The sequence below is a fragment of the Desulfonauticus autotrophicus genome (genome assembly GCF_055381725.1).
Genome location: NZ_AP042395.1, coordinates 2,086,442 through 2,102,146, shown reverse-complemented (window position 1 = coordinate 2,102,146; position 15,705 = coordinate 2,086,442). Strand labels below are relative to the sequence as shown.

Sequence of the window (15,705 nt, the reverse complement as noted above, 5' to 3'; positions counted from 1 at the left end):
CTTATAAATTCATCCCGGGCTGAAAATAAGCCACCAGCACACTTACTCCCATTTTACTTGCCCTGGACCAACCTCCCACTTCCTGGGCTGAGCGTCTGGTCTCTACATCAAAGACCACAAAATTTTGCACTCTCTTGACTTTTTTTAAATGGTTCCGGGGTTTCTTTGCTTTTTGTTGTACTATATTGAACTCGCCTTTAAGGTCAGCTAAATGTTCCAAAATCTTAAGCGTAGCTTGCTTATCTAGAGGCCTATTGCCTGAACCACACTTGGGAGATTGGATACACAAGGGGCATCCCCGAGAGCAATCACAACTGGCAAGAAGGTGTAAAGCCTTTTTAGTCAGAAAAGAAAACTCAGCAAAGGCCTGCTCTGTAAGTCCAGCCCCTCCTGGATGGGCATCATAAACAAATACTGCAGGACTCTGCAAACCAGGCTCATAGACCAGAGAAATCCCCCCAAAGTCATTGCGATCACTTAAGACCAAAAGGGGCAAAAGGCCTATTAATAAATGCTCTAAGCCGTGAATGCCTCCCATAAAGTGTAGTTTTTGGGCTTCAATCTGTTCTTTTAGGGTAGAAGGAATGGTCAACCAAAAACCTTCTGTAGAAAAGATTAAGGGCGGCAGGTCCAGTTCTACCCTTCCCATAAGTGCAGAATTATAATTTAAACGCTTTTCATACCCTATTACTTCTTCCCTTATTCTTAACTTGCCCCAGAAAAGAGAAAACTCCCCTAGTTTTTTTTGTTTTTCTACTTCCAAAATGGAAATTTCTTTGTGGGTTAAGGCCCGAGTATAGTAAGAAACTTCCTGGGCTTTTAAAAAAACCATCTTTTTTCTTCATCTATCTTCAATACCAGATAGGATTTACCCAGATGCACATACACTGCTCCAGGATGAGCTTCTTTGTAAACTCTATAACCATCTATATCACCAAGCCAATTATTGTTTTGGTCAAAAAGATTATAGTTGGAACTGGTACCACGCAAACTAACTTTTCTGGCCACCCTTTTTTCACTGCTAATAAAACTATCTTCCCTGGTCTTAAGCACTCTGCCTTCTTGCCAGAGTTCATTTAAAACAGACTGAATAAACTCAGGCTGAGAAGCATATTCTTTGGAAGTCAATTCCCTTTCTTCCACCAGGCAGGGTAATTGCTGTTTTAAGACATAAGGATTAAAAGGATTTATTCTAATCTTTTCAGAAGTGCCATAGATAAGCTCTGTGGGATTTAAAAGAAAGTATTCATCCAGGGCATCTTCCAGACCAATAAAAAGCACCAGGCTGGGCTGTCCCTTTCTGCCAATTCTACCTATACGCTGCCAGGTAGACATAATGGAGCCAGGATATCCTAAAATTACGCACACATCCAGGTGCCCAATATCCACTCCCAGTTCCAGGGCACTGGTGGCCACCACTGTACTTATTTCTCCCTGAAAAAGCTTTTGTTCAATTTTCCTGCGTTGCTCTGGTCTATAGCCAGCGCGATAGGGCAAAATCTTTCTATTTCCCTTGCCCCATTTAAAAAGCAACTCGGTCATTCTCCTGGATTTGGTAAAGACAATAGTTCGCAAGTTTAATGCTTCTAACTGCTGGAGCAGGTAAAGCACCAATTTGGAAGCAGACCAAAAAGGTTTTAAAAAAACAAACCTTATCTCTCCTCTTTTTGCTCCACTCTGGTCAATTACTCTAGGTTTGATTTCAGCCAGGCTAAAAACCAGTTCTTCTGGATTGGCTATAGTGGCAGAGGAAAACACAAACTGAAGCCTGGTATCCAAAAAGGAACAAATCCGTTTTAACCTCCGAAAACCCAGGCTAAATGCGAGCCAAAAATTCCTCTATAGGTATGAACCTCGTCCACAACCACAAATTTCAACTTTTTTAAAAAATCCACCCAGAGCTCAAAGTGAGGCAAGATTCCCAGGTGCAACATATCTGGATTGGTAACCAGAATATGCGGCGGATTACTTCTAATCCTGCTCCGTTTCCAGGCAGAGGTATCTCCGTCATAAAGTTCTACCTGCAACTGTAAACCCAATTCTTTCTTCCAGCTTTGCCAGACTCTCACCTGATCCTGAGCCAGGGCTTTTAAGGGAAAAATATAAAGTGCTCTTTGCTCTGGATTTTGCAGCCACTTTTGGAGCACAGGCAAGTTATATACCAGGGACTTGCCACTGGCAGTGGGAGTGGCCAAACAGATGTGCTCGCCCTTTAAAAGACCTTCTATCCCTTTTACCTGATGAGAATACAACTTAAGCTTTTGTTTTCTAAAAAGGACTTAAGTACAGGCAGCAGTTCCTCTGGATAAGGGAGATAATCAGGTGCTTGTCCAGGCAAAGTGTGCTCATAAACCACCTGCCAGCCCAATTCCTCTTTTTTTAATTTATCTACCAAAAGGTCTAAGGAATTTGGAGTAAAAAGGGATAATTGTTTAAAAGACAAGATTAAAGGACCCTAAAAACAAATTGATTAAAAGCTAATTTTATACTTTTTAATTTTATATTGGAGCAAGCTTTTGGAAATACCCAAAAGCTCTGCTGCCTTTACCTGGACAAAATTGGCCTTGACCAAGGCTCGCTTCACCAGAGCAGCTTCTATCTTTTCCAGGGTTTCAGCCAAATTGCCCTGCAAGGGCAGTAAATCCACTGCACTTTTTAATTGGCTGTCCTCATCTCTTACTTCTGCAGGCAAATCTTCCACACCTATGACTTCACTGGAAGAAAGCACCAGGCATCTTTCCACCACATTTTCCAATTGCCTTACATTGCCTGGCCAATCATAAAGGGTAAGGTATTCCAGGGCCTGGGAAGAAAACTTACGCTCTGGCAAATTGTTTTCCCGACATATTTTAGAAGCAAAATAAGCAACCAATAAAGGAATGTCCTCTTTTCTCTCTCGCAAAGGAGGCAGGTGAATCTGCACTACATTTAGGCGATAGTACAAGTCCTCTCTAAAACGGCCTTCCTCTACTTCTTTTTTTAAATCCTTATTGGTAGCAGCCACCAGACGAATATCCACTGGAATGGTTTTACTACCACCTACTCTTTCGATACTTTTTTCCTGCAATACCCGTAATAGTTTTACCTGTGTCTCTAGAGAAAGCTCACCTATTTCATCCAGAAACAAAGTGCCTTTGTGGGCCAGTTCAAACTTACCCTTTTTGGTAGCAATAGCGCCAGTAAAAGAACCCTTTTCATGGCCAAAAAGTTCACTCTCCAATACCCCTGGATTTAAGGCTGTACAATTTACAGCAATAAAAGGTTCCTTTTTCTGGGAGAAGCATAGTGCAGGGCTCTGGCAATGAGTTCTTTTCCTGTTCCAGATTCTCCAGTAATAAGCACCGTGGATTTACTGGGAGCAACTTTATCTAAAATGCTTAAAATATCCTGGATTTTCTTGCTCTTGCCTACAATATGCTCTCGGGCGTACTGTTTGACCAAACTTTCCTTGAGTAAAACATTTTCCCGTTCCATGCGGGCAAAGTTCAAAGCTCGTTTTACTGCCAGAAGTAATTCTTCGTTGGAAAAGGGCTTGGTCAAATAGTCAAAGGCTCCACAACGAATAGCAGCAACAGCGCCGTCAATAGAGCCAAAAGCGGTCATAATAATCACTGGCACATGGGGTAAATCCCGTCTGATCTTTTCTAAAATCTCCTGCCCACTTATTTTGGGCATCTTCATATCAGTAATAACCACATCCACCTCAGACTCTTCCAGAAAAGAAAGGGCCAGCTCTGGGTCACTTAAGGTAGTAACCTCAAAACTTTCCTCCCTTAAAAGGGTTTCCAGCAACAAAAGATAGTTTTTTTCATCATCTATAACCAAAATATGCCCAGACATATTTATCTGTCCTCCCACTTAGCTTCCCATCTATCAAACTTAAAACTTAAGAATAATCCTTCCTCCCTGGGAATGATTGTCCAAAAGCATACTGGCCCGATGCCCTTCTAAAATATTTTTGACAATAGCCAGACCTAAACCCGTACCACTATCTTTGGTAGTAAAAAAGGGTTCCAAATACTTTTCCAGCAAAGCAGGCTCAAACCCCGGGCCAGAGTCCAAAATCTCTATGGTTTTTTCTGAGGCTAAAAACTTTACCTTTATCCACCCTTTTTCTTCTACAGCCTGAAAGGAATTTAAAATCAGGTTATAAAAGGCACGATAGAGCAGGTGTTTATCCCCTTCTATATATATGGACTCTCCTTCCAGTTCCAGAGTTACTTTTTTCTTTTCCAGCTCTCCCTGTAAAAACCCTTTTATCTCTTCAAAAATTTGCTTTAAATCCACAAGTTCTTGCCTGGGCTCTACAGGCCTGGCATAATCCAGAAAATCATTGACTGTTTTACCCAGTCTTTTGGCTTCCTCATAAACTGCTTTAATCAGCTTGGACTCAGCCTTGTCTTCTTTGCTAAAACGCTGATACAAAAACTCACTGGTACTTTGAATAATCCCCAAAGGATTCCTTATTTCATGGGCAATGCCTGAAACCATTCTCCCCATACTCACCAGCTTTTCAGTCCTATGCAACTCGGTTTCCAATTTTTCCTTTTCCTTAAGCCTTTCCAAAAGCAAACTTTCGGCCCGTTTGATAATCAAACGCAACAAAACATAAAGTACTAAAAAAGAAGAAAAGAACACCGCAATAATCAACCACTGAAAGTAAACTATGGTTTCAAAGTCTTTACTTATGTCCTGTTTAAATTCCAGTATCCCCATAATGGGTTCTTTTTTCAGACCAAAGGTGCGCTCAGCCTTCAAAGGATAAATAGTCCTAAGCACCACTGTCCTGGGCTCAAAGTCCAGTTTAAACATGGCCCTGAGGTTAGAAATTTTTTTCTCCAGAATAAAAAAGTGCTCCCTTTTTTCTACTGCCCTTTCTACTTCCAGGTTGGAAAGCAATTTTTCTCCTAAAAATTTTTTATTGCTGGCATAGGAAACTTCACCTGAATTGTTAAAAATTTTCACTTCCAGGACATGAAAACTATGGATGGTGCTTTTAACCACCTGGTCCAGGCGTTCGTACTGGTCTTTGTTTTTCAATTCCACCCGGCCAAAACCAATAATAGTGGGCAAAGTAAAACGCTGAAAAATTTGATGGTTTAAATTTTCAGCCAGAAGTAAGGCAAAGTCACTATTTTTCTTTAACAACACTTCTCTAGCATAATTGGACATAAATACGGAAAGTAAAAGCGCAGTGCTTAAAATGAGTAAAAAGGAACTCAGGGAGACAAATTTGGCAAATTGAAAAGGGTGAGCAGGGTCAGGTCTAAAAATACGCACTTAAAATTCCTCTAACTTATTATCTTTTTGCAAAAAAATAGCCAGTTCCTTTTTTCTTCTTCCAGGCCAGGTGCCCCCAGTTTGGCTTTGGCCAGGCGTTTTCCCAGCTCCACAGCAGGTTGGTCCAGAGGATTAAGGTCTAAAAGCCAGCCAGTAAATAAGGTAGTTAATTCCAAAAGTAAGATGAGTTTTCCAGCTTCAAGCTCAGTCCTGCAATCTAACTCTATTTCTACCAGAGGCATTTTCCTGGCCAGGGCCATCTCTGTGCCCAGGGCTTCAGCCTGAAAAATGTCTCCAAAGCTCTTTTGCTCTAAAAAAGAGAATTCTTGAGGCAAAGCAAAGGAAAAATAGGGGTCTGGAGGCAATTCTCTGGTTTTCAAAAAAATACAGCCTTTATTTTTGGGACCATCTAAAAACATCTGCAGCAAAGAATGCTGGTCTGTCACCCCAACACTGGGAATGGGCATACTGCCTTTGCCAGCTTTACCCAAACTTTCTGCCCACAGTTGGGCAAACCAATCTCCCCAGCAGTCCCAAAAGGGAATGTAATTAAAGTAAATAAGTTCAGTTAACCCTTGAGTCCAGAGTTCATGAGCCCAGAAGGCCAGTTTAAAGGCTGGATGGTCTTTTAAATTTTCCCCAGGCACCAGGCTCTTTGCTCCCAGAAGTAAAGACTTCCAATCTATACCTAAAAAATAGGCAGGCAAAAGCCCCACTGCTGAGAGCACTGAATATCTGCCTCCCATCCTGGGAGGCACTTCCAGGCTTAAAAAGCCCTCTTTTTCTACCTCTGCCCGCAAAAAGCCCTGCCTGGGGTCAGTAATAATAACCAGATGCTCTTTATAGTTCTTCACCTGCTGGGCCAACCACTTCTTTACCCAGAAATATTGAGACAGGGTTTCTATAGTGGTCCCGGACTTGCTTATGACCACAACTACAGTTTCCTCAGGAGAAAGTCTGTCTAAATACCCTTTAATGAGCTCTGGATGAATATTATCCAGAATATAAAGGGATTTTCCCTGGTGCAGAGGAAAATCCTGCTCTGGGTAAAAGGCCCTTTGCAAGGCCTTTGCCCCTAGGGCAGAGCCACCAATCCCCAGGACCAGCATGTTTTTATACTTTTCTATTCTGGGCCCAACCCTGGCCAAGTCTTTTTCCAGCTTTTCCACATGTTCAAAGTTGAGAAACCCCAGATTACTAAACTCTTCTTTTAGCCTGTGCGCTAAAAAGGAAGCCTTGTCTTCCCTTTTGGCGCTCCCTTCCACCTGCTTTTTATAAGCCAGGTCCCAGCGAATAAAGGCCATATCCTCTCCTTTAGGTTAGTTTGGTTAAGGCCTGTTTGATTCTATTTAAAGCTTCCCTTAGTACTTCTTGTTGCACAGCATAAGAGATGCGCAAACAGGAGTCATCCCCAAAGGCTATGCCTGGCACCAGGGCCACTTCAGCTTCTTCCAAAAGATAGGCACACAAGTCTGTAGAATTTTTTATCTCTCCTTTAAAAAAATCCTTTACCTGAGGGAAAAGATAAAAGGCCCCTTCAGGTCTGGGGCACTTTAGTCCCAGTTCAGTCAAAAAATTCCAGGCCAGATCTCGCCGTTCTTGTAAAGACTGCCTTTCCCTTTCCAGAAAGGAAAAATCACCCTGCAAGGCAGCCAAAGCCCCAGCCTGGGCAATAGAGCAGATATTGGAACAACTCTGACCCTGCAATTTGGTCATGGCCTGGATAAGCTTTTCTGCCCCCAGCACAAAACCTATGCGCAGGCCAGGAATGGCAAAGCTCTTGGACAAGGCATTTACTATGGCCACAGATTCTTTATGCTCTTGCCAGAAGGAAGCTAAAGAAGCTGGCTTAAAGGGAGCATAGACCAGCTGGTCATAAACCTCGTCAGAAATCACTATCAGCCCCTTACTTATAGCCCAGGAAGCCAGTTCTTCCAATTCTTCCTGGGTATAGGTAATGCCCGTGGGATTGGAAGGTGAATTGAGAATGAGCATCTTACTCCTGGGGCTAACCTGCTTTTCCAGCTCTTCTATTTTTAACTTAAAATTATCTTCTACCCTGGTGGGAACTACTCTGGCTATTCCACCACTTAGCTGAATCATGGGCGGATAACTCACCCAGTAAGGCGCGGGCAACAAAACTTCATCACCAGGGTTTAAAAGCACCTGAAAAAGATTGTACAAACACTGCTTGCCACCATTACTAAACATTATTTCTGTGGCCTTAGCTTCCACTCCGTAAAAGTGCTGAAAGTACCTGGCTCCAGCTTGCCTGAGTTCTAAAGTGCCTGGCACAGGCAAATAGCGAAAATAACCCTGCTCTACAGCCTGAAGCATGGCTTCTTTTACTTCTTTAGGCGGAGTAAAGTCAGGTTCACCCACAGCCAGGCTAATAATCTTTTTCCCTTTACTTCTTAGTTCTTGAGCCTTGGCATTAATGGCCAAAGTGGCTGAAGGGGGGATATTTACAATTCTCTCAGCTAAGTTCATCTTTACACCTCTTTTACTGGACTGTTTGAGCTTTTCTCATTAATAGAAGTTTAACGCAAGGTAAACTCCCTGGAAACCCAAATATTATTTTTAATTTCTACCCAAAGGAATAGTCGATGAAAAAACTTAAAGCCATAGATATGAAAAAGTGCATAGGTTGTTATTCCTGTTCCCTGGCCTGTGCTAGGGAAGTGCATAAAAGTTTGTCCTGGAAAAGAAGTGGCATCCAAATTCGCTCTTCCGGAGGCATTTCCACAGGTTTTGAAGCTATTTATTGCCTGGCTTGCGATCCTCCACCCTGTGCAGAAGTTTGTCCCACTCAAGCCCTTACTCCCAGAAAAGGAGGAGGGATATTATTTAAGGAAAAGCAGTGTATTGCCTGTGCAGAGTGTGCCAAAGCCTGTCCAGTGGATGCAATATATTTTGACCTGGAGCTTAGAAAGCCCATTTTTTGTCTACACTGTGGCCGATGTGTAAGTTTTTGTCCGCATAACTGTATTGATCTGGTAGAGGTGGAAAATGTTCGCTAAAATCTTAATTATAGATCTCACTTCCCAAAAGGCTAGTATCGAGCAGATAGATTTAAAAGAAGGCTTATTGGGCGGCTCAGGTTTGGCTGCCTATCTATATTTAAAATACGGTCTTTTCGAAGAACCAGCCTTTCATCCAGACCAGCCCCTTATTTTTACCATTGGCCCTTTAACTGGCGCCTTTCCCATGATGAGCAAGGTGGTATTGGGCTTTAAATCCCCCTATCATGAACAATATGCAGAAAGCCACGCTGGGGGCAGACTGGCTTTGGCCTTAAGGTTTGCTGGCTACCTGGGATTGGTGGTAAAGGGCAAGGCTAAAGGATTGACCACCCTGGAAATAAGCGATCAGGAAGTAAACTTTCATTCTACCCCCTTTCTCAAGGAAGAAGATGTCTTTAGCACTGGGAAACTCTTAAGAAGAGTTTCCACCATCCCCAGTGGCAAACGCTCCATCTTGCGCATTGGTCCTGCTGGAGAAAACCTGGTGCCCACTGCCTGTATCAATGTGGATACCTATCGCCACTTTGGGCGACTGGGTGCAGGCGCTGTTATGGGTAGCAAAAACCTAAAGGGTATTATTGTTGGAGGAAATAGTGCCTTTGATTTAAAGAAAATGGCTTCCTCTCAATATCCCAAACTCTACCAACAAATCCACGAAATAGTTACCACCACCAAGGCAGTAAACAAGTATCATGACCTGGGCACTCCTCAAAACCTAATTCCTTTAAACGAACTTAAGTGTTTACCCTGGAACAACCTGCAAAAAACTTCTGATCCAGATATAACCAACATCTCTGGGGAACATTTTGCCAAACACCTGCTATTAAGGCAGGTGGCTTGCGCAGGCTGTCCTGTGGGTTGCATTCACATTGGTCTGCTTAGAGAGCAGTTTGGAGAAGAGCACGAATTTCTCTACCATCAGGTGGCCTATGATTATGAACCCATCTTTGCCCTGGGCAGCATGCTGGGCATCAAAAGCGCTTCTGCTGTGCTCAAGCTTTTGGAAGAAGTGGAAAAAATGGGCCTGGACGCCATTTCCTCAGGGGTAATTTTAGCTTACATAACTGAAGGATTAGAGAAAAAGTCTTTACTCAGGAACAAGTCCTTCTGGAATTGAAATTTTCTGAGCCTGCAAACTACCTTCAGGCAATCAGATATCTGGCCATGCCACCCAATAAATTCTGGCAGGATGCAGGCAAGGGTTTAAACTGGATGATAAAACACCATGGTGGAGAAGGTTTTGCCTGCGTTTTAGGCCAGGAAATGGCTGGCTATGCTACAGGAGAAAACTATTTTGTGGCTCAAGCCCTGGGCTTTAGACATTCTCATCTGGATTTGGGCGCCTATAGTTTTGACCAGGAAAAAGAGGCCAAAAATCTGGATAAGGCCTTAGATTTCTTTGCCAGAGAGGAAAACTACCGAGTAATTCTAACCTCTTGTGTGGGCTGCCTCTTTGCCCGCAAGGCCTATACCCTGGAAACCCTGGTTGCTTGCCTGGAAAGTGTAAGCTTTACTACTTCTTTAGAGGCGCTAAAAACTTTAGGAAAAAAAATTCAGAGCCTGCGCTGGCAATTACGCTTTAAAACCGGCTTTGACCCTGAAAAAATCAACATTCCCAAACGCTACTTACAGGTGGTTACCTACAAAGGCCCCATTGACCCCAATTATTTGGAGCAGCTAAAAAAAGCCTATGCCCGGCAAATTAAAGAACTGGCTCAAGGTTTTTCCTTTTAGTAGAATTGGTTGAGTGGAGGAGTAGTTGAGTTGTTGAGTGGAATAGTAGAATAGTGGTTAATGTTTAATAATTAATTCTTAGTATTTCTTCTGCCCACTTATCTACTCAACTACTCATCTACTCAACCACTTTCTCAACTCATCTATTCTCCATTTCTCCTCTTAGTTAAATACTTGATGTAGCCATTTAATTTTTTGATTAAAAATATTAGTTCCGCCTCAAAGCTTTGAAATGTGTCTTCAGTGATATACTTACAATCTAAACACACAGTTAAATGATCTAATAATTCAAATAACGAACCTCTTGCCTGCCTGCAAAACTGAATATTTTCTTGAAAGTGATACCTACCATGCCCTTCTGCTATATTTGCTGTCACAGACCTCGATGCCCTTATCATTTGATCTACCAACTTATATTTTTCATCTGGAGGCAACTCCGTACACAACTCTTTAATTTTATTTCTTAAATCCCTGGCTAATTGCCATACCTCTAAGTTCCTAAAATCAGACTTCATTCATCACTCCAGTGTTAGATGAGTGGATGAGTGGCATATTGATTGAGTGGAATATTAGAAGAATGGTTAATTTCTAAAATTAATCCTTTGTATTCCTTCTGTCCACTTATCTACTCAACTACTCATCTACTCAACCAATAAACCATTCATCCATTTCTCTACTCAACCAAAAAGAATATTATTCTCGTGTCCCATTTTTTTCAATAAAACAAGCAACCAATGAAATAAAAAACTTGCAGATAAAAATTTATTCTCTTAGGAGTATTTATTATAATAGTTTCTAAAATTTAGAGCTATTCTAATCATACTTCTGCATAATACTAAAGAAAAAAATTTTGAAACGGAATTTTTTAGTGTTTTTATATAAAATTATAAATAATTTCTATTTCTTCTAAAAAATTGTAACACTTTCGATAACGGTTTTAATGAAAACATAAGTGGATTAATGTATAACCCATTTATTTTCCAAGCTTTATAGCTTTCAATATTTGCTTTTAAAATACTTGTTATACTTCTATTGCTTACCCCACCTACCCTCATTCTCACAAATGTTTTAGGGATATAAACAGATTTTAGCTTATGTCGCTCCAAAAAACGAAGCATCAGCTCATAGTCAGCTGCTATTTTAAAATCAAGATTAAAAACTCCGTATTTATCATAACATTCTCTTTTGACAAAAAATGTAGGATGAGGTGGATGCCAACCTTTTTGAAATAAACCTTCTTTATAAGGTCTTGATTTCCAGTATCTCATTACTTTATTAACATCATCTGCATCTACATATTCAAGATCCCCATAAAGACAATCTATATCTTTAGTAGCAAATTCATTAGCTACAATTTCTAAAATATCATTTGAAGCATAAAAATCATCACTGTTAAGTATTCCTACTACATCTCCAGCTGCTAAACTTATACCTTTATTCATCGCATCATAAAGCCCGTTGTCTTTTTCACTAATAAACTTATTTATTTCATCTCCATAACTTTTAATTATCTCAACAGTACCATCAGTACTTCCACCATCTATTACGATATATTCAACATTTTGATAAGTTTGATTTAAGACTGATTCAATTGCACCTTTTATAGTCTGAGCATTATTATAAACTACCGTAATAATAGAAACCTTCATTTTTTTGTTTTTCCACATATAATTTTTTTATTTAATATATTAATGTATAATATAGATAACATAACTAAAATAGGAAATGCATTTCTTGACACAAAAATATACTCAGATACTATATTGGAAACAAGATACAAAATTACGAATAATAAAAAAAATAAAGCATCTTTTTGGTTTATAGAGTTTAGAATTACTTTTACAACTATAAGATAATAAAAAATAAAAATGGAAACAATAAAAAGAAGCCCTCCATATGCCATTAAAATTGAAAAGATACCATCATACCAAACTAACGAGCTACAAAAACCGCTACCCAATAGTAACCCAGAGTATTCTGCATCATTTATTGCTATCATTAATTTTCTAATTCTTCCTAAAGAGCTTTGATCTTCTGCTAATTTAAAATTAAAAGCTCTTATTATTAAGTTCTCATAATTATTTAAGAATAAATTGATGTATGGTTTCAGTAATATTAATAAGAATAAAAAAACAAGTAAAGAAAGCATAACGTAGATAGCTTTGTTTTTTCGAATTGATAACTTATTTTTTATAAAAAACAATTCTACAATACTGTATATCACATAAAACAAACTAGCCAATCCAACTAAAACCAGTCCAGTCCTACTTCCAGTTAATATTAATCCGATAAAACCATTTATTATAATTAAACAAGACAAAACAATATTGTGCCTAAAATATTTCCTGAAATAAAATACATACACTACAAAAAAGTAACCAAGATAAGAAGAATATAAATGTGCATCAGAATATGTATAATTATTAGACAAAGGGAAAGAAGGCCTTAAACTGCCACTGATAAACCCCGAACTCAAAAGTGATAGATAAATATATGGCCAGCTACTTAAAAATATATACGCAACCAGCAGTAATAAGTTAATAATATAAATTTGCTTGTTAGTTTTAACAATAGATACGACTATCCAAGGAACAATAAATATAAATAAATACTTATAAACAAATCCTAAACGTATTAATTCTAATGATTTATTTTCAAGTACTTTAATTATATTGGAAATAGAGAAAAGAACTATCGCCAATAAAAATACAGTTAATAAATTCTTATCAATCTTTGGATTTGTAACAATAAAGGAAAAAAATAATATAATAAAAAACAAATCTAAAACCCTAAAAAATAGTACAAGCGTATAATTTATGGGAAACACAACCAAACATAAACATAGCATTATAAACAATAATCTATTTATACTAATTTTTATTAAGTGCATCTATCTTCCACTTTAAGATTGTAAGATATTTTGCTGTTCTAGGAAACTTCTTTATTAAAATTATTTTTATCATTGCAAATATTGTGATATTTGATTTAAAAATTTCAAAAATAGATAGTTTATCTTTACTCATCAGCTCATTATAAGTTTTTACCATAGTAAAAATATCTTTATCAAAGCCTTCAATTATTCTAAATTCACTTTTCAAAACATCTATTAACTTTAAGAGCCTTTTTGCTCTGAAAATTACTCTGTCTGAATTGTAATTAATTATTCCCCCAAAAGTTTGATTTTCATGCTGTCTATAAAGATATACTGGTTTATCAATAGCATATATTTTCCGAGCATATTTTTTGATAATTAAAGAAATCCAAACATCTTCAAATGGCAAGTTTTCTGGCATTGGAAATATCTTATCAGCAATTTCACGACGAAATGACCAAGAAGCTTTTGGTAAACTTAAAAGATTAGATAATACAAACTCAAAATTTTTAGAAATAAATAAAGGATTAACATTGTAAACTGCTCTAACCTTCAATTTATTATCTGTAATATAAGCAGGGTGGCAGTGAGCATCATACTTTTTTAATTTATCATAATAGCTAAAAAAATCTCTTAATAAAACATCATCAGAGTCAATACATTTAATAATATCACCAGAACATAAACTATAAGCATAGTTGGTTCCAGTCACTTTACCTTTAGAAATATTTTTAACAACTTTAATCCTCTTATCCTGTTTTGCATACTTATTCGCTATTTCAAAAGTATTATCTGTAGAAAAATCATCTACAATAATAAGTTCCCATTGAACTCTATTCTCTTCTTGAAGTTCCTTTATTGCATCTTCAATATAATTTTCTACATTGTATGCCATCATTATAAAGCTTATCATTTTTATTTATCCCCGATATTTTTCCAGAAGTTGTTCTTCTTTCAAATTAAATAAATCTTTATTTACAATAATTTTGTCAATATTCCAATTCCACCAACCAAGATTTTCTAGTATATTTATAGTTTCTTCTTTAAATCTTTTTTTTATAATTTTTGCTGGATTTCCTCCTACAACAGAATATCTAGGAATATTTTGTGTAACAACACTTCCAGCTCCAATAATAGAACCACGTCCTATAGTCACGCCAGATAAAATAACACTGTTAGAACCTATCCAAACATCATCTTCTATTATTATATCTCCTTTTGAAAAATATCTTTTTCAACTGATTCCTTAAAAATATTTTGGTTAATATAGTAAGAAGTTATTCTATCATATCTATGATAATATTCTTGAATTATTACATTTGAAGCTATAGAACAAAAATTTCCTATTTTTATTTTGTTGATATGTGCTGAAATTCTCGTTCCTGGACCATTTATTGAAGTAAATTTACCAATTTCAACGTTTTTTGAAATAAGAACATCTCCTAAAAATTTACATCCATATCCACAATTTTTAATAGTTCGAAACGAAATTAAATATTTATTAGATATTGTCAAACTTTTATTAATTGAATAAAATGTGACCAATGCATAATTTAATATTTTTTTAATCATTTTACTCTCCAAAAAAATATTTACTATCAATCGAGTTCAAGACCGGCATATTTTTTAAATCAATTTTTTTATTATAATCTACTTTATAAACATATTTATTTTCAATTAAAAAATCCATATATTCTATTCCATATAAATCCAATAATATTACTTTACATTTAAAAAATAAAGCCTCATATATCGCTGTAGAGTATACACCCACTACAAATTCTGAAACAGCTAGTTCTTCTGCAAGCAAATTAATGTTACTTATTTTCAAGTTTGTTAGCCCAGAAGCCTTAATTTTTTCTAAATAAATATTCTTATTTGATATTTCAGCTGGATGCAATCTAACTACAACTTCATATTCTGAATATTCTTTTGCAACCTCAATAGCTTTTGAGAATATTTTTCGCTCAATGTCCACTGAGAAATGAAAGTAATTTTTTTCTTTTTAGGAAGATTAAAAAACTGTTTTGATTTAATATTAAAATCTTTATATCCAATATAACCAACTTTAGTACTATCAAGCGGAATTGGAGTGCTGTCATACCAAAATTTTCCAAATAACAACATTTTATTTGGAAAATAGGGCACTTTGTAATTACCAGGAAAGCTATATCCCATATGGTACTTACTCATTGTTCCATGCTGAAATTCTATAACTTCAATGTTTAAATCATTAGCAACTTTTATTAAACTTTCCTTTCCATAGGAACAAACTAAATAAATTTTTTTTACATTTTTATCTTTTAAAAGATTAAAATATTTCAAATATTCAAGGTTAAATTTTTTTAAATATTCTTTTGTTAATTCAAATAAATTAATTTCAATGCCCATTTCTTTAAGCAACTTATTCTTTATTTTCGATATTAACTCTCTTTCTTTTTCTTAATTAGTTTGCCTTTATATAGAATTCTTTTAAATACATCATAGTAAAAATGATCACCATATTTTCTTATAGAATCAGACTTTTCATAATGAAATCCATTAAAACCTAAATCTATTACCTCAAAATTCATATTATCATTCTTTAGGCTATCTACAAAATATTTTGTATAAGGATCATAATATTTTCCATCAATATTTTTTATCTTTCTAGGATTTTCAAATACTATAATATCAACTTTTTTATTTTTATCTGGAAAGTAAAGTGTATTTTTTATTATTCGAAGCACTCTACCAATTTTATTAAATAATACCGCTTTTTTATTATTATTCAATGGTGAAGTCAAATTTAGTTTA

General features: G+C 36.9%; 17 protein-coding genes and 2 pseudogenes. 2 read left to right on the top strand and 17 right to left on the bottom strand.

Features of this window, described 5'->3' with window-relative positions; genetic code table 11:
- Window position 1 precedes the first annotated feature (1 nt).
- The 8 genes and pseudogenes from ACZ42F_RS11930 to ACZ42F_RS11895 all read right to left on the bottom strand — a co-directional run bounded on the left by ACZ42F_RS11930 (window position 2) and on the right by ACZ42F_RS11895 (window position 7,770).
- On the bottom strand, window positions 2-832 hold the full coding sequence (locus tag ACZ42F_RS11930; RefSeq protein WP_464279154.1) for a Zn-binding domain-containing protein: 831 nt from the start codon (window positions 830-832) through the stop codon (window positions 2-4).
- Window positions 820-1,779 carry a helicase-related protein gene (locus tag ACZ42F_RS11925; RefSeq protein ID WP_464279153.1) on the bottom strand — a complete coding sequence of 320 codons (960 nt, stop codon included), beginning with the start codon at window positions 1,777-1,779 and terminating at the stop codon, window positions 820-822. The genes ACZ42F_RS11930 and ACZ42F_RS11925 overlap by 13 nt, the downstream gene beginning before the upstream one ends.
- 17 nt (window positions 1,780-1,796) lie before the next feature.
- Window positions 1,797-2,252 (bottom strand): DEAD/DEAH box helicase, encoded by a 456-nt coding sequence (locus ACZ42F_RS11920; RefSeq protein WP_464279152.1) that lies wholly within the window; start codon window positions 2,250-2,252, stop codon window positions 1,797-1,799.
- Entirely contained in the window at window positions 2,234-2,443 is a 210-nt protein-coding gene (locus tag ACZ42F_RS11915) for a hypothetical protein (RefSeq protein WP_464279151.1), read from the bottom strand. Before ACZ42F_RS11915 ends, ACZ42F_RS11920 begins: the two co-directional genes overlap by 19 nt.
- A 27-nt stretch (window positions 2,444-2,470) precedes the next feature.
- Window positions 2,471-3,840 (bottom strand): annotated as a pseudogene (locus tag ACZ42F_RS11910) (sigma-54-dependent transcriptional regulator).
- Between the two features lie 39 nt (window positions 3,841-3,879).
- A complete protein-coding gene (locus ACZ42F_RS11905) occupies window positions 3,880-5,280 on the bottom strand; it encodes a sensor histidine kinase (RefSeq protein WP_464279150.1) in 1,401 nt (466 codons plus the stop codon).
- Between the two features lie 11 nt (window positions 5,281-5,291).
- Window positions 5,292-6,584 carry a glucose-6-phosphate isomerase gene (locus ACZ42F_RS11900; RefSeq protein ID WP_464279149.1) on the bottom strand — a complete coding sequence of 431 codons (1,293 nt, stop codon included), beginning with the start codon at window positions 6,582-6,584 and terminating at the stop codon, window positions 5,292-5,294.
- Window positions 6,585-6,594: 10 nt separating this feature from the next.
- Window positions 6,595-7,770, bottom strand: a complete 1,176-nt coding sequence (locus tag ACZ42F_RS11895) for a pyridoxal phosphate-dependent aminotransferase (protein WP_464279148.1) — start codon at window positions 7,768-7,770, stop codon at window positions 6,595-6,597.
- A 116-nt stretch (window positions 7,771-7,886) separates the two neighbouring features.
- Between ACZ42F_RS11895 and ACZ42F_RS11890 the strand changes: the two genes are divergently transcribed.
- Together ACZ42F_RS11890 and ACZ42F_RS11885 are read left to right on the top strand one after the other, a co-directional pair.
- Entirely contained in the window at window positions 7,887-8,300 is a 414-nt protein-coding gene (locus ACZ42F_RS11890; protein WP_464279147.1) for a 4Fe-4S binding protein, read from the top strand.
- A pseudogene (locus tag ACZ42F_RS11885) lies at window positions 8,290-10,037 on the top strand (aldehyde ferredoxin oxidoreductase N-terminal domain-containing protein). The gene ACZ42F_RS11890 and the pseudogene ACZ42F_RS11885 overlap by 11 nt, the downstream one beginning before the upstream one ends.
- A gap of 143 nt (window positions 10,038-10,180) precedes the next feature.
- Here ACZ42F_RS11885 and ACZ42F_RS11880 read toward each other — a convergent pair.
- The 9 genes from ACZ42F_RS11880 to ACZ42F_RS11840 all read right to left on the bottom strand — a co-directional run bounded on the left by ACZ42F_RS11880 (window position 10,181) and on the right by ACZ42F_RS11840 (window position 15,683).
- Complete coding sequence (locus ACZ42F_RS11880) at window positions 10,181-10,552, bottom strand: four helix bundle protein (RefSeq protein ID WP_464279146.1); 372 nt, start codon at window positions 10,550-10,552, stop codon at window positions 10,181-10,183.
- 369 nt (window positions 10,553-10,921) lie between these two features.
- Window positions 10,922-11,686: a glycosyltransferase family 2 protein gene (locus tag ACZ42F_RS11875; RefSeq protein WP_464279145.1), complete on the bottom strand. Its 765-nt coding sequence runs from the start codon at window positions 11,684-11,686 to the stop codon at window positions 10,922-10,924.
- Window positions 11,683-12,816, bottom strand: a complete 1,134-nt coding sequence (locus tag ACZ42F_RS11870; RefSeq protein WP_464279144.1) for a hypothetical protein — start codon at window positions 12,814-12,816, stop codon at window positions 11,683-11,685. Before ACZ42F_RS11870 ends, ACZ42F_RS11875 begins: the two co-directional genes overlap by 4 nt.
- Before the next feature lie 91 nt (window positions 12,817-12,907).
- The gene (locus ACZ42F_RS11865) at window positions 12,908-13,807 is read right to left on the bottom strand and encodes a glycosyltransferase family 2 protein (protein WP_464279143.1); all 900 of its coding nucleotides are present in this window, start codon (window positions 13,805-13,807) and stop codon (window positions 12,908-12,910) included.
- Between the two features lie 21 nt (window positions 13,808-13,828).
- Window positions 13,829-14,077 (bottom strand): LbetaH domain-containing protein, encoded by a 249-nt coding sequence (locus tag ACZ42F_RS11860; protein WP_464280265.1) that lies wholly within the window; start codon window positions 14,075-14,077, stop codon window positions 13,829-13,831.
- Between the two features lie 38 nt (window positions 14,078-14,115).
- Window positions 14,116-14,481 carry an LbetaH domain-containing protein gene (locus tag ACZ42F_RS11855; protein WP_464279142.1) on the bottom strand — a complete coding sequence of 122 codons (366 nt, stop codon included), beginning with the start codon at window positions 14,479-14,481 and terminating at the stop codon, window positions 14,116-14,118.
- Between the two features lies 1 nt (window position 14,482).
- Window positions 14,483-14,809, bottom strand: coding sequence for a hypothetical protein (locus ACZ42F_RS11850; RefSeq protein ID WP_464279141.1), 327 nt, complete (start codon window positions 14,807-14,809; stop codon window positions 14,483-14,485).
- 5 nt (window positions 14,810-14,814) lie between these two features.
- Entirely contained in the window at window positions 14,815-15,312 is a 498-nt protein-coding gene (locus ACZ42F_RS11845) for a hypothetical protein (protein ID WP_464279140.1), read from the bottom strand.
- Window positions 15,313-15,332: 20 nt separating this feature from the next.
- A complete protein-coding gene (locus ACZ42F_RS11840) occupies window positions 15,333-15,683 on the bottom strand; it encodes a hypothetical protein (RefSeq protein WP_464279139.1) in 351 nt (116 codons plus the stop codon).
- Window positions 15,684-15,705: the final 22 nt, after the last annotated feature.